This window comes from Ruegeria sp. AWH4_226, from assembly GCF_056159225.1.
The window spans coordinates 2,245,883-2,258,512 of the sequence record NZ_JBSWUU010000001.1; the positions used below are offsets into that span (position 1 = coordinate 2,245,883).

Annotated in this window: 14 protein-coding genes; 7 read left to right on the top strand and 7 right to left on the bottom strand. The window is 57.6% G+C overall.

Annotated features, from left to right (window positions below; genetic code table 11):
• Positions 1–165: 165 nt before the first annotated feature.
• The 4 genes from ACXAET_RS11080 (at position 166) to yddG (ending at position 4,358) form a co-directional block, all read left to right on the top strand.
• Positions 166–1,341, top strand: a complete 1,176-nt coding sequence (locus tag ACXAET_RS11080; protein ID WP_475184696.1) for an acetyl-CoA C-acetyltransferase — start codon at positions 166–168, stop codon at positions 1,339–1,341.
• A gap of 187 nt (positions 1,342–1,528) precedes the next feature.
• The gene (phbB, locus tag ACXAET_RS11085; protein ID WP_475184699.1) at positions 1,529–2,251 is read left to right on the top strand and encodes an acetoacetyl-CoA reductase; all 723 of its coding nucleotides are present in this window, start codon (positions 1,529–1,531) and stop codon (positions 2,249–2,251) included.
• Positions 2,252–2,547: 296 nt separating this feature from the next.
• Entirely contained in the window at positions 2,548–3,495 is a 948-nt protein-coding gene (locus ACXAET_RS11090) for a transcriptional regulator GcvA (RefSeq protein ID WP_475184702.1), read from the top strand.
• Complete coding sequence (gene yddG, locus ACXAET_RS11095; protein WP_475184704.1) at positions 3,492–4,358, top strand: aromatic amino acid exporter YddG; 867 nt, start codon at positions 3,492–3,494, stop codon at positions 4,356–4,358. The genes ACXAET_RS11090 and yddG overlap by 4 nt, the downstream gene beginning before the upstream one ends.
• On the opposite strand, the gene ACXAET_RS11100 is transcribed toward yddG, so the two are convergent.
• The 3 genes from ACXAET_RS11100 to ACXAET_RS11110 all read right to left on the bottom strand — a co-directional run bounded on the left by ACXAET_RS11100 (position 4,355) and on the right by ACXAET_RS11110 (position 5,626).
• Positions 4,355–4,519 (bottom strand): YdcH family protein, encoded by a 165-nt coding sequence (locus ACXAET_RS11100; RefSeq protein WP_475184706.1) that lies wholly within the window; start codon positions 4,517–4,519, stop codon positions 4,355–4,357. The genes yddG and ACXAET_RS11100 overlap by 4 nt on opposite strands.
• Positions 4,520–4,640: 121 nt before the next feature.
• A complete protein-coding gene (locus ACXAET_RS11105) occupies positions 4,641–5,414 on the bottom strand; it encodes a tRNA1(Val) (adenine(37)-N6)-methyltransferase (RefSeq protein WP_475184709.1) in 774 nt (257 codons plus the stop codon).
• A complete protein-coding gene (locus ACXAET_RS11110; protein WP_068338058.1) occupies positions 5,411–5,626 on the bottom strand; it encodes a putative signal transducing protein in 216 nt (71 codons plus the stop codon). The genes ACXAET_RS11105 and ACXAET_RS11110 overlap by 4 nt, the downstream gene beginning before the upstream one ends.
• A gap of 56 nt (positions 5,627–5,682) precedes the next feature.
• On the opposite strand from ACXAET_RS11110, the gene ACXAET_RS11115 reads away from it, so the two are divergent.
• Positions 5,683–6,681: a polyprenyl synthetase family protein gene (locus ACXAET_RS11115; protein WP_475184720.1), complete on the top strand. Its 999-nt coding sequence runs from the start codon at positions 5,683–5,685 to the stop codon at positions 6,679–6,681.
• Here the strand turns inward: ACXAET_RS11115 and ACXAET_RS11120 are convergent.
• The 4 genes from ACXAET_RS11120 to soxR all read right to left on the bottom strand — a co-directional run bounded on the left by ACXAET_RS11120 (position 6,674) and on the right by soxR (position 11,539).
• Complete coding sequence (locus ACXAET_RS11120; protein ID WP_475184725.1) at positions 6,674–7,495, bottom strand: 4-(cytidine 5'-diphospho)-2-C-methyl-D-erythritol kinase; 822 nt, start codon at positions 7,493–7,495, stop codon at positions 6,674–6,676. The genes ACXAET_RS11115 and ACXAET_RS11120 overlap by 8 nt on opposite strands.
• Positions 7,485–9,200, bottom strand: a complete 1,716-nt coding sequence (locus ACXAET_RS11125; protein ID WP_475184727.1) for a tetratricopeptide repeat protein — start codon at positions 9,198–9,200, stop codon at positions 7,485–7,487. Before ACXAET_RS11125 ends, ACXAET_RS11120 begins: the two co-directional genes overlap by 11 nt.
• Before the next feature lie 101 nt (positions 9,201–9,301).
• Complete coding sequence (locus ACXAET_RS11130; protein ID WP_475184730.1) at positions 9,302–10,948, bottom strand: electron transfer flavoprotein-ubiquinone oxidoreductase; 1,647 nt, start codon at positions 10,946–10,948, stop codon at positions 9,302–9,304.
• 135 nt (positions 10,949–11,083) lie between these two features.
• On the bottom strand, positions 11,084–11,539 hold the full coding sequence (soxR, locus tag ACXAET_RS11135; protein WP_475184732.1) for a redox-sensitive transcriptional activator SoxR: 456 nt from the start codon (positions 11,537–11,539) through the stop codon (positions 11,084–11,086).
• Between the two features lie 88 nt (positions 11,540–11,627).
• Here soxR and ACXAET_RS11140 point away from each other — a divergent pair, with 88 nt between their 5' ends.
• Both ACXAET_RS11140 and greA read left to right on the top strand, forming a co-directional pair.
• Complete coding sequence (locus ACXAET_RS11140) at positions 11,628–12,008, top strand: VOC family protein (RefSeq protein ID WP_475184736.1); 381 nt, start codon at positions 11,628–11,630, stop codon at positions 12,006–12,008.
• A gap of 140 nt (positions 12,009–12,148) precedes the next feature.
• A complete protein-coding gene (greA, locus tag ACXAET_RS11145; RefSeq protein ID WP_068338048.1) occupies positions 12,149–12,619 on the top strand; it encodes a transcription elongation factor GreA in 471 nt (156 codons plus the stop codon).
• The last annotated feature ends 11 nt before the right edge of the window (positions 12,620–12,630 follow it).

Here is a 12,630-nt window from a genome sequence, read left to right on the forward strand (position 1 = left end):
CTTCGTACCCGTGACAAGCTTACCGTTGCTGCAACTGCAGCGTTACGCTATGCCATGTGCAGTTGGAGCGGGGGATCAGGAGGCGCTCTGGTTCATTGGGGCTTTGCGCCAGTGATCCGCGCCGTTACGGTTCCCACAGGACCTTGATGGTAAAGGATTGTCTAAATGACCAACGTAGTAATCGCATCCGCAGCACGCACTGGTGTCGGCAGTTTTGGCGGCTCGTTTGCAAACACACCCGCACATGATCTGGGTGCGGCCGTTCTTGAAGCCGTTGTCGAACGCGCCGGAGTTGAAAAGGGCGAAGTAAGCGAAACCATCATGGGTCAGGTTCTGACGGCTGCTCAGGGTCAAAACCCGGCACGTCAGGCTCACATCAACGCCGGCCTGCCACAGGAAAGCGCTGCCTGGGGTATCAACCAGGTTTGCGGTTCGGGCCTGCGCGCTGTCGCTCTGGGCGCGCAACATATCCAACTGGGTGACGCCGAAGTCGTCGCGGCAGGTGGGCAGGAGAATATGACGCTCTCGCCCCACGCCGCCGCTCTGCGGGCAGGTCACAAAATGGGCGACATGAAGTACATCGATACGATGATCCGTGATGGACTTTGGGATGCGTTCAACGGCTATCACATGGGTCAGACCGCCGAAAACGTCGCCGAAAAATGGCAGATCAGCCGCGACATGCAGGACGAGTTTGCCGTAGCCTCGCAGAACAAAGCCGAAGCCGCGCAGAAGGCAGGCAAATTCAACGATGAAATCGTTCCATTCACCATCAAGACCCGCAAGGGCGAAACTGTGATGGACAGCGACGAATACATCCGCCACGGTGCCACGATGGAAGCCATGGCCAAGCTGCGCCCTGCCTTCACCAAGGATGGTTCTGTGACTGCTGCTAACGCATCCGGTCTGAATGACGGCGCTGCTGCCACCCTGTTGATGTCGGCAGAAAACGCCGAAAAGCGCGGAATTGAACCGCTGGCGCGCATTGCCTCTTACGCAACCGCTGGTCTCGACCCGTCGATCATGGGTGTTGGCCCGATTTACGCGTCGCGCAAAGCACTTGAAAAGGCAGGCTGGTCGGTAGACGATCTGGACCTGATCGAAGCCAACGAAGCCTTCGCAGCCCAGGCCTGCGCCGTGAACAAGGACATGGGTTGGGACCCTTCGATCGTGAACGTGAATGGCGGAGCAATTGCTATCGGACACCCGATCGGCGCTTCGGGCTGCCGCGTTCTGAACACCTTGCTGTTTGAAATGAAACGCCGCGACGCCAAGAAGGGTTTGGCAACGCTCTGTATCGGTGGCGGCATGGGTGTCGCCCTCTGCGTGGAGCGCGACTAAGTACCGGATTACGCATCATACCAAGGGCGCCTTTTGGCGCCCTTTTTTGTAAAACTTCTAATCCCTCTCCCGAGTGCTTCAATGAATTTGAATCAAAACGAAAAATTCGTCACGATACATTATTGCTAGATTTGAACACTCAGAGTAACAAGATTACCAAGCCAGACTAATATTGGAGGAGTCCTCAATGGCACGTACAGCACTCGTCACCGGCGGTTCCCGCGGCATAGGCGCAGCAATTTCTAAGGCGCTCAAGGCCGAAGGGTACAATGTTGCAGCCACCTATGCCGGCAATGACGAAGCCGCCGCAAAGTTTACCGAGGAAACCGGTATCGCCACCTATAAGTGGAACGTTGCCGACTATGATGAATCGAAGGCCGGGATCGAAAAAGTCGAAGCCGAAGTTGGCCCGATTGATATCGTGGTTGCCAATGCGGGGATTACCCGCGATGCGCCTTTCCACAAGATGACCCCCGAACAGTGGCACCAGGTGATCGACACCAACCTGACCGGTGTGTTCAACACCGTCCATCCTGTCTGGCCCGGCATGCGTGAACGGAAATTTGGCCGCGTGATCGTTATAAGTTCGGTTAACGGTCAAAAGGGTCAGTTCGCCCAGGTGAACTATGCCGCGACAAAGGCGGGTGATCTGGGTATCGTGAAATCGCTTGCTCAGGAAGGCGCACGCGCTGGCATCACCGCGAACGCGGTCTGCCCAGGCTATATCGCGACCGAGATGGTGATGGCCGTTCCCGAAAAGGTCCGTGAAGCCATCATCGGCCAGATACCAGCGGGCCGCCTGGGTGAGCCCGAGGAAATCGCGCGCTGCGTTGCGTTCCTGGCGTCCGATGACTCGCAATTCATCAACGGCTCGACTCTTTCTGCCAACGGCGCGCAGTTCTTTAGCTGATACCGACTTAAGAAAAGCTGGGCCGGTCCATTTGGACCGGCCCATTTTTATCCCGTAAGAACGTGCGCGCTACGCTCAGCGGGAACCAAAAATCCATTTCAGTGCCTTGCCAACTGCACGGGACCGTTCCAAATGTGCGCGCTGAAAGGCGCGAGCCATCGCAGAGTTGCTGGAAACTTCAATCATGACTTTATTCCTTTCAGTTTAATTTTGTTTGACTTGCTTAAAGTATGGGCTGGCTTTAAAAGGCTGACAAACGAGGTTTCTACGGCTTTCGCATAAGAATTACTTTACTGATGAGCACCTCCCTCCCCCCTCTGACCGCTTTGCGTGCTTTTGATGCAGCTGCGCGGCATATGTCTTTTGCAAAGGCGGCTGAGGAATTACACGTCACCCCTGCGGCCCTGTCGTTTCAGATCAAATCGCTCGAAGAGCATCTGGGACGTCCGCTGTTTCGACGCTTGAATCGCGCGGTTGAGCTGACCGAAGCAGGGCGCGCCCTTGCTCCGGGCGCGGCCGAGGGGTTTGCCGCCTTGCAATCCGCTTGGCAGGCCGCCCGAAGGCAAGGGGACGACACCAATCTGACCGTGACCGCAGGGCCGGCCCTGACCGCAAAATGGCTCGCCCCGCGCCTGTATGATTTTGCAAGAGAACACCCCGAGATTGACCTGAGATTCTCGGCCACCTTGCGGAATATGGACTTGGAACGCGATGATGTAGATGTCGCTATCCGCTTTGGCGATGGCCCTGACGAAGGCCTGTATTCCCTGCCGGTACGTAAGGAATGGCAAACCCCGGTGATGACGCCGGAGCTGGCCGCACAGTATCCAACGCCCGACAGCCTTAGGGATGCGCCCTTGATCCATGACGACTCGATTACGTTTCTGCAGCCGCCCTGCGACTGGCCTGCTTGGTTCCGGGCTGTGGGGATCGATTTCGTCCCCGAACATGGGGCGCGGTTTTCCAACGCCGATCACGCGATTGATGCCGCCCTTGCGGGCGTTGGCGTTGTACTGGGCCGCCGTTCAATGATCCTTCAAGACTTGACCGAGGGACGCTTGGTTGCCCCTTTCAAAACAGCGATCGAAACCAAAGGCCGATATCGCTTTCTTTGCCTTCCCGGCGCGGAAAAACGGCCCCAGATCGCAGCGTTCAGAGATTGGTTCGTGGCTGAGATCGAAAAAACCGCACATGTCTCGGATGAATTCGAAATCATCCCCGTTGAAAAGGTAACAGCGCTTTGACCAGAACACAGGCGACGAGCATCGGCTTTGTGGCCGTTTTGTTATGGTCCTTGCTGGCCCTTTTCACAGTTGGGTCTACCCCAACTCCGCCTTTGCTGCTGAACACTATTTGCTTTTCGATCGGGGGTACTCTGGGTCTGATCTGGACATGGGCAAGTGGCGGGCTGCGCCAATTACGCTCTGTTAGCTGGCGCACATACCTATTCGGAACCGTGGGTTTGTTTGGATACCACGCGCTGTACTTTTCAGCCCTGAGAATGGCCCCAGCAGCTGAGGCTGGGCTGATCGCCTATCTCTGGCCGCTGCTCATCGTCCTGTTTTCCGGGCTGCTGCCGGGCGAACATCTGCGTATCGGGCATCTGATCGGCGCGTGCCTTGGCTTTGCAGGGGCGGCCGTGATCATTGCCGGGGGCAGCAGCACCGGATTTCAGGCCGCACATCTGCCAGGCTATGGGTTGGCATTGCTGTGTGCCCTTACTTGGTCAGGCTACTCGGTCCTGTCGCGCAGACTGGGGCATACGCCCACCAGTTCTGTTGCCGTGTTCTGCATTGCCACGGCCATCGCCTCGGGCGCGCTGCATCTGACCCTGGAAGAAACCATCTGGCCAGACAGCGGATATGGCTGGGCCTCAGTCGTGGCACTGGGTCTGGGGCCGGTGGGTCTGGCGTTTTATGTATGGGATATCGGGGTGAAGCAGGGGGACATTCAGATTCTCGGCACGGCATCCTACGCGGCACCGCTTTTGTCCACTCTGGCCCTGGTTGTGGCCGGGATCGCCACCCCGTCTTGGGGATTGGCGATCGCAGCCGTCTTGGTTACAGGCGGCGCTGCTCTTGCAGCGCGGGCAAGTTTGCGTCGTTAATTCGACAAACGCTCGATCTCTTCTTTTAACCTAAGCTTCTTCTTTTTGAGTTGAGATACGTGGAGATCGTCGATGCCGGGCGAGCGTTGGGCTTGTTCAACTTCAAGACCGAGGGTTTCGTGCTTTTTCTTCAGTTCGGTCAGGTGTGCGCTCACGCTCATGGCGATACTCCTTTGTTGGTGTCTGAGTTTCACGTAAGAATTTGAACACATCGTTTCCACCCTGTCACGCTGCAGGCGCACAGAAATTATAATAAATCCGACAAATTCGGCTGGTTAATGCCTATTTTGAGAAAAACTGACTGATCGCGGCGCCGTGACGCAGCACTTCCACGACCTGAGGCGTATAGCTTTCGCCGTCTTTTTCGTGACGCTCACCGGCATGTAAAATCAATGGGGCGTGCAGACGAAACGCTGCTTTTCCGCCTTTTCTGGCCCGTAGAATCACCAATTCAGCAGAGCGACCTGCCCGCGCCGCCAATGGCAGAACTTCGACCGAGCCTAAGCGCCCCGCGCAGCCCGCCAACATGTCTGGCAGGCGGTCAGCCTTCTGAATCATGTGCAGATAGCCCCGTGGTGCCAGACGTCTGGCGGCCGTGTCAAACCACGTGTCCAGCGGTGTAGTTTCCCCTAATGCAATTCGCCGTCCGTCATCGGATGCACCACTATGTGCCCCAGCACGGTAGTAGGGCGGATTGGCGATGACATGGTCGAACTGGCGTTGTTTCAAATCCGCTGGAAGCGCGCTGAGGTCGGCCTCAAGCACTTCTATCGGCAGGTTGTTTTCAGCTGCATTGCGACGCGCAAGATCGGCGTAGAACGGCTGCAACTCTACCCCGACACCTTTAGCGCCCGGCACGCGCGTCAGAACGCAAAGAAGAGCAGCCCCTGCGCCGCAGCCAAGTTCCAGCACGGTGTGCGAGGACGTTGCCGGCACTGCAGCCGCCAGAAGCACTGGATCAACCCCTGCACGGTAACCCGCACGCGGTTGCCATAGGTGCAAACGCCCATTCAAAAAGTCGTTACACGTGAGGTCACTATCCTGGATACGGCTCATCGGCCCAGCGGGATGTCGTTGTCGCGCATGACCCGCTCTGCACGGGAAAGATCATCGGTTCGCACCATCAGGCGGCGCGGAAAGATGCCAATGCCACCTTCGAGGATGCTCATATTTACGTCCATCTGAAAGCAGTCTATATCCTCACCCTCAAGAAGGGCAGAAGCAAAGGCCAGGATCGTCGGATCGGTGCTGCGCAAAAGTTCTTTCATGGGGATGGATGTAAGGGCAAGGTGCGCTGAAAGTCGAGCCTTGTATCAGGAGTGTGATGGATACCGACACGATCACGAAACCGCATGAGCGTCTTGCAGATCTTCTGACCAGCGAAATGGATGCGGTTAACACGCTGATCCGCACGCGTATGGCTTCGGAACATGCGCCACGCATCCCCGAGGTGACCGCGCATCTGGTCGAGGCTGGCGGCAAGCGTCTGCGCCCGATGCTGACATTGGCAACGGCGCGCTTGTTCGGATACTCGGGCGACCACCAGATACGTCTGGCCGCGACGGTTGAATTCATTCACACGGCGACGCTGTTACATGACGACGTCGTGGATGAGAGCGCCCAGCGGCGCGGGCGTCCGACGGCGAACCTTTTGTGGGACAATAAATCCAGTGTTCTTGTCGGCGACTACCTGTTTGCCCGCAGCTTCCAATTGATGGTTGAAACTGGATCGCTGCGCGTTTTGGACATTCTGGCAAATGCGTCGGCCACAATTGCCGAAGGCGAAGTGCTGCAGATGACCGCGGCCACAGATCTGGGCACGGATGAGGCTGTGTATTTGCAAGTCGTACGCGGCAAAACGGCGGCCCTGTTTTCAGCAGCAACCGAGGTGGGTGGCGTCATCGCCGGGGCGTCAGAGGATCAGGTCAAGGCTCTGTTTGAATATGGTGACGCCCTAGGCATCGCATTCCAGATCGCTGATGATCTTCTGGACTATAAGGGCGATAGCAAAACCACCGGCAAGAATGTCGGGGATGATTTTCGCGAGCGTAAGTTAACGTTGCCGGTGATCAAGGCCGTAGCGCAAGCGACACCGGACGAATATGCCTTTTGGGAACGCACTATAAGCAGGGGGCGTCAGGACGAAGGCGATCTGGACCATGCGCTGGGTCTGATGGAAAAGTATGGCACGCTCGACGCCACACGGTCAGACGCATTCAATTGGGCCGAGAAAGCGAAGGCGGCGCTGCAGGTACTGCCTGATCACGAAATCCGCACGCTACTGCATGATCTGGCTGATTACGTGGTCGCGCGCCTTAATTAAGCTGCGCCGCGCGGCACCACCAGCTCGGATGTGCTGCACCAATCTCGTAAGCTGCTAAATGCGCGTCTTTCATCGTGGGATACAGCGCGAAGCACGTTGACCCCGATCCTGACATGCGGGCCAGCAGCGCATGTTTTGTGCCGGACAGCGCCTCAATCACGCGGGCCACGTCAGGCGCTAACCCAGTTGTCGGCAGCTCAAGATCGTTGCGTTGATGCCGCAGCCATTCGGCACAATCCGCCGGGGTCTCAAATAACGGGATTTCCATGGGCATCGGCGGGTTTTCCCGGCTTTCGAGGGCTGAGAACACCGCGCCCGTCGGGATTTCGACACCCGGATTGACCAGCAAGGCGGGCAACTGCGGTAACGAGATGGGGTCAAGCTGCTCGCCGATGCCTCGCATCCGGGCTGCCCGCGCCAGCCGGCAGACCGGAACATCCGCACCAAGTGACAACGCCGCCTCCGACGACACGGACGCACCCTGATCTGCCGCCATCCGCAGGGTCGCGGCAGCGTCAGATGATCCGCCACCGATACCGCCACCGTGCGGCAGCACTTTGTTCAGGACGATATGCCCGGTCCAACCCGCGGCTTCGGCGGCTTTCCAAACCAGGTTCCGGGCGTCCACTGGCACCCCGGCTGCATGTTCCCCAATCACAGCCATCGACAGATCGGGACCCGGTGAGAATTCCAAGGTGTCACCGACATCGGCAAACACCACCAGTGAATCCAATTCGTGATATCCGTCGGCCCGGCGACCAGTCACATGCAGGGTCAGGTTAACCTTGGCGGGCGCAAAGGCCTTAGTTGCCATTTGCGACTGTCAACGGGTCGGCGCCCTCTTCGGCCAGAACCGCGTCTAACCCAACTTCCAGCTTGCGACGAATGCGTTCCGGGTCAGCCTCACCGTCTGTGTCAACAGGATCAATAAACGAGAGGGCGCGCTTCCATTGGAACTCCGCTTCACGCGCGCGACCCACAGCCCAATACACATCACCCAGATGGTCGTTTACCACCGGATCGACCGGCATCAACTCGACCGCCCGCTCCATATGCTCGACCGCCTCAGCATACCGCCCCAGACGAAACAGGACCCAGCCAAGACTGTCGACGATGTAACCACTGTCAGGTCGCGCGGCGACGGCACGTTCAATCATGTCCAGCGCCTCATCCAGCTTTTCCCGCCGTTCAACCAGCGAATAGCCAAGATAATTGAGCACTTGCGGCTGGTCCGGGTTCAGCTCAAGCGCGCGGCGAAAATCTGCTTCGGCCTCGTCCCACTGCTTGAGCCGCTCATGCGAGATTCCGCGTGCATAGTGCAGGAACCAATTGCCACCCGAGGTGTCTTCGGTCAATTCAATGGCGCGGTTATACGAGACAACTGCGCTTGCGTATTCCTCTTGCTGGCGCTGCAGGTCCGCCAATGCCACATGCACACTGGGCAGATTGGGGTTCTGACTGGCCAATGTTTGCAGCGCTTCGGCAGCGGCGTCCTTTTTGCCCGACCGGCTCAGAACTTCGGCCCGCCCAAGTTCAGCAACGTGATAATCATTGCTGCTTGCAGGCACCTTCCGATAAATTTCCACCGCCAGATCGTATTGTTCCAGCGCGTCCAGCAACTCGGCGCTCAGCAGGATCGCATCAACGTGGTCAGGGCGCAGGAAAACGGCAGTGCGCACGAACAACAGAACATAGTTTTGCGCTGCTTCGTTGCTTAATGCGGCGCCGACGGTGAAGAATACCTCGGCCATGCCATCCTGCGCGTTTTGGACGTGGGTGAAGGGCAGCCGGTCGCCTGCGGTCAAGCGGGCCAGATAACTTTCGATGGATGGATCACTGCCCGCGGTGAAAACATCCTTCAGAAACTGCAAGGCATCCGCGTTGCGATCCAGCTGTGACAGCACTTCGGCCCTGGCCAAAGCCGCGCGGCGCGAAAAGCGGGCGACCGCATTGTTGTTGGCGGCAAAAACCTCTTCCGAACCCTCGAAATCGCCGACTGAGGCCAATGCCAACGCCTTATGATACAATGCAAAATCGCGCAGCCCCTCTTCGGTCGAAACCGCGTCAAACTGCTCCATCGCGCTGGTCATAGCGCCGCGACCCATATGTGCCCAGCCTTGCATTAGCCCGTCGACCAAGGGCCCAACACCCTGTGTTTCAGGATCCCGCGCCAACAACTCATCCAGTTTACCGTCCGCCACCAGATTCGCGGCAATCGCCATGCGGGCGGCCTGGCTGTTCAGGCCGATATTCTCAATCACCTGCGCCACGGGAAGGGCGCGTTCTACCTCACCCAGGGCCAGCCGGGCGACAACAACGCTTTCTAAAAGCGCGGGATTTTCAGGATCAGCTTTCAAAGCCTGCGCATAGAAACTTTCGGCGGCCGCATAATCATTTTGGAAAATAGCCTGACGGCCGGCCAGATAGGCACCGGACCCCGTGTCCGCCACAGCCGGAAGCATAAATGACGAGATGAAAAGTGCTGCGACTGTTGCGCGACGAGCCAGAGAAAACACCAAAATACTGCCTTGTTAGTCTTATCTGCGCAACAAGCTAGGGCTTTGGTCCACAAGAGGCAATGGCGCAGCCTTCACGACCCCGCCACTGCCCGGTTTTCTGCCTACATATTGGGATAATTCGGCCCATCCCCACCTTGCGGTGTGGTCCAGGTGATGTTCTGGCTCGGGTCTTTGATATCGCATGTTTTGCAGTGAACACAGTTCTGAAAGTTGATCACAAACCGCGGATCACCGTCATCTTCGACAACCTCGTACACACCTGCCGGACAATAGCGCTGTGCCGGTTCGTCGAACTTGGGCAGGTTGACTTTCACGGGGACCTCGGGGTCAGCCAGTCTCAGGTGACAAGGCTGGCTTTCTTCGTGGTTCGTCATCGCGAAAGAGACGTTGGTCAGACGGTCGAATGACAGCGTGCCATCGGGTTTTGGATAGTCGATAGGCTGATGCTTGCTGGCATCCTCGGTTGCTTCGGCGTCATTCTTACCGTGGCCCAATGTGCCCAGCAGCGAAAAGCCCAGCGTGTTGGTCCACATATCCATGCCGCCCAGCACCAGCGAGGCGGTCAGACCATATTTCGACCACAGCGGTTTGACGTTACGGACCTTTTTGAGATCGGCACCAATCGCTCCGGTGCGCACGTCGGCCTCATACGCGGACAGCTCATCTCCCGACCGTTCGGCTTTGATGGCATCATAGGCAGCCTCTGCCGCGGCTTTACCCGACAGCATCGCGTTGTGATTGCCCTTGATGCGCGGCACGTTGACCATACCCGCCGAACACCCCAGCAACGCCACACCCGGCGCAACCAGTTTTGGCATCGACTGATAGCCACCCTCGGTGATCGCCCGCGCACCATAGGCAACGCGCTTACCGCCCTTGAGCAGCTCGGCCACCATGGGGTGATGCTTGAACCGCTGGAATTCCATGTAGGGGTACAGGTAGGGGTTTTTGTAGTTCAGGTGGACCACGAAACCGACATAGACCTGATTGTTTTCAAGGTGATAGATGAACGACCCGCCACCTGCGTTGCTGCCCAGCGGCCAGCCCATCGTGTGCGTGACCGAGCCTTCCTTGTGCTTGGCCGGGTCGATCTCCCAGATTTCTTTCATGCCGACGCCATACTTCTGCGGCTCTTTGCCCGCCGACAGGTCGTATTTGGCAATGACTTCCTTGGACAGCGAACCGCGGACGCCTTCCGACAGGAACACGTACTTGCCGTGCAGTTCCATGCCCGGCTCGGTATTCGGACCGATCGAGCCGTCGGGCTCAAGCCCAAACACACCTGCGACGACGCCTTTGACCTCGCCGTTTTCGCCGTACACCAGTTCCGAACACGCCATGCCGGGGAAGATTTCCACGCCCAGTTCCTCGGCCTGTTCTGCCATCCAGCGGCAGACATTCCCCATCGAGACGATGTAGTTGCCGTGGTTGTTCATCAGCGGCGGCATGGGGAAATTCGGGATGCGGATTTGGCCCGCCTCACCCAGCATATAAAAATTGTCTTCATGCACCGGCACATTCAGCGGCGCGCCTTTTTCCTTCCAGTCGGGGATCAGTGCATCAAGCCCACACGGGTCAAGCACCGCGCCAGACAGGATATGCGCGCCCACTTCCGAGCCTTTCTCAAGAACAACGACGTTCAGATCGGCATCCAGCTGTTTCAAGCGGATGGCCGCAGACAGACCTGCAGGGCCTGCACCCACGATCACCACGTCATATTCCATTGCTTCGCGTTCAATTTCGGCCATCGCGGGCTCCCTAGCTAACTTTCCGAATTGGCGCTTTTCACGCGCGGTCGGCGCAATTTTGTTTCACGGCTGATTACATGCTCTGAAAGACCTTGGTCAATCAAAACACGGCGTAACAATGCTGCTATGCGGCAGTTATATCTCTGGCCCATCCCCCATAAGATACCTGGGACCGCTACCTTTAGACTTGGCGCGGTCATCAGGGTTGTAAAGTGCGCATTTGGGCAAGCTCAGACAGCCACAGCCGATACACCCGTCCAAATTGTCGCGTAGCCGCATCAGCGTCGCGATTCGCTGATCAAGATGAGCCCTCAGTTTAAGGCTGATATCCTTCCAGTCCTGCGGCGTCGGGGTCCGGTGTCCGGGCAGATCGGTCAGAACGCTGCGGATTTCCGGCAGTGACAGGCCGAACTGTTGGGCAATCATCACAAAGCTCAGCCGCCGGATGTCTGCGCGCTGGTACCTTCGTTGTCCACCGGCATTGCGCCAAGGAGCGATCAGACCCTGCGCCTCATAGTATCGAATGGCCGAAACGGCCAATCCCGTTCGCTTTGCCAATGCGCCGATTGCCAGCCCTTCGGAAACTGCCACTTCACCTCTCAACAAATACCTTGACCTCAAGTGAGGTTTAGAAATTACAGTGAGTCGGGACAAGCCTCAAGACGGAAAAGGAGATCCCATGATGGCGACGCTTGAACACACCAATTTCACGGTCCGCGATCCACAGGCCTCGGCCGCTTGGATGCATAAGGTATTTGGCTGGAAAACCCGCTGGGAAGGCCCGGCCATTGCGGGCGGCTACACCGTACATGTGGGCAGCGCGCATACCTATCTTGCGCTCTATGCGCCCAGCGATCCAAAGCCTTCTGGCGAAATCAGCTATGACATCGTCGGCGGGCTGAACCATGTGGGTGTTCTGGTCGAAGACATCGACGCCACCGAGCGGAAAGTAAAGGATGCGGGTTTTACCCCCAAATCCCACGCGGACTACGAACCCGGCAGACGGTTCTATTTCGACGATGACAATGGCATCGAATTCGAGGTCATAAGTTACAACTAGGCCGTATTCCGCGCGTTACGCGTTCAAGCCCTCTTGCAATTCACGCTGCATTTGGGTCAGGTATTTAGCAACCCAACACATCGCCCCGACGCTAACCTTTTGCGGCGGGGCGACTCACTTTTTGCGTGGACGACAAGAAAATGGAAAAAATTCCAATGACGCCCGCGGGCAATGCCGCGCTCGCGGCGGAACTGAAAAACCTGAAATCCGTTGAACGCCCTGCGATCATCGAGGCCATCGCAACGGCACGCGAACTGGGCGACCTTAAGGAAAACGCTGAATACCATTCGGCCCGCGAAAAGCAGGGCTTTATCGAAGGCCGCATCAAAGAGCTTGAAGGTATACTTTCGTTGGCGGATGTGATCGATCCAGCCAAACTGTCCGGTGCGATCAAGTTCGGTGCCAAGGTAACACTTGTCGATGAGGACACAGACGAGGAAAAGACCTGGCAGATCGTTGGTGAATACGAGGCCAACATTGAAAACGGCTTGCTGAACATCAGGTCCCCAATCGCCCGCGCCCTGATCGGCAAAGAAGAAGGCGACAGTGTCGAGGTGCGCACCCCCGGTGGTGTGCGGGCCTACGAAATCCTGACGATCGAGTACGTCTGACCGGAGTGCTC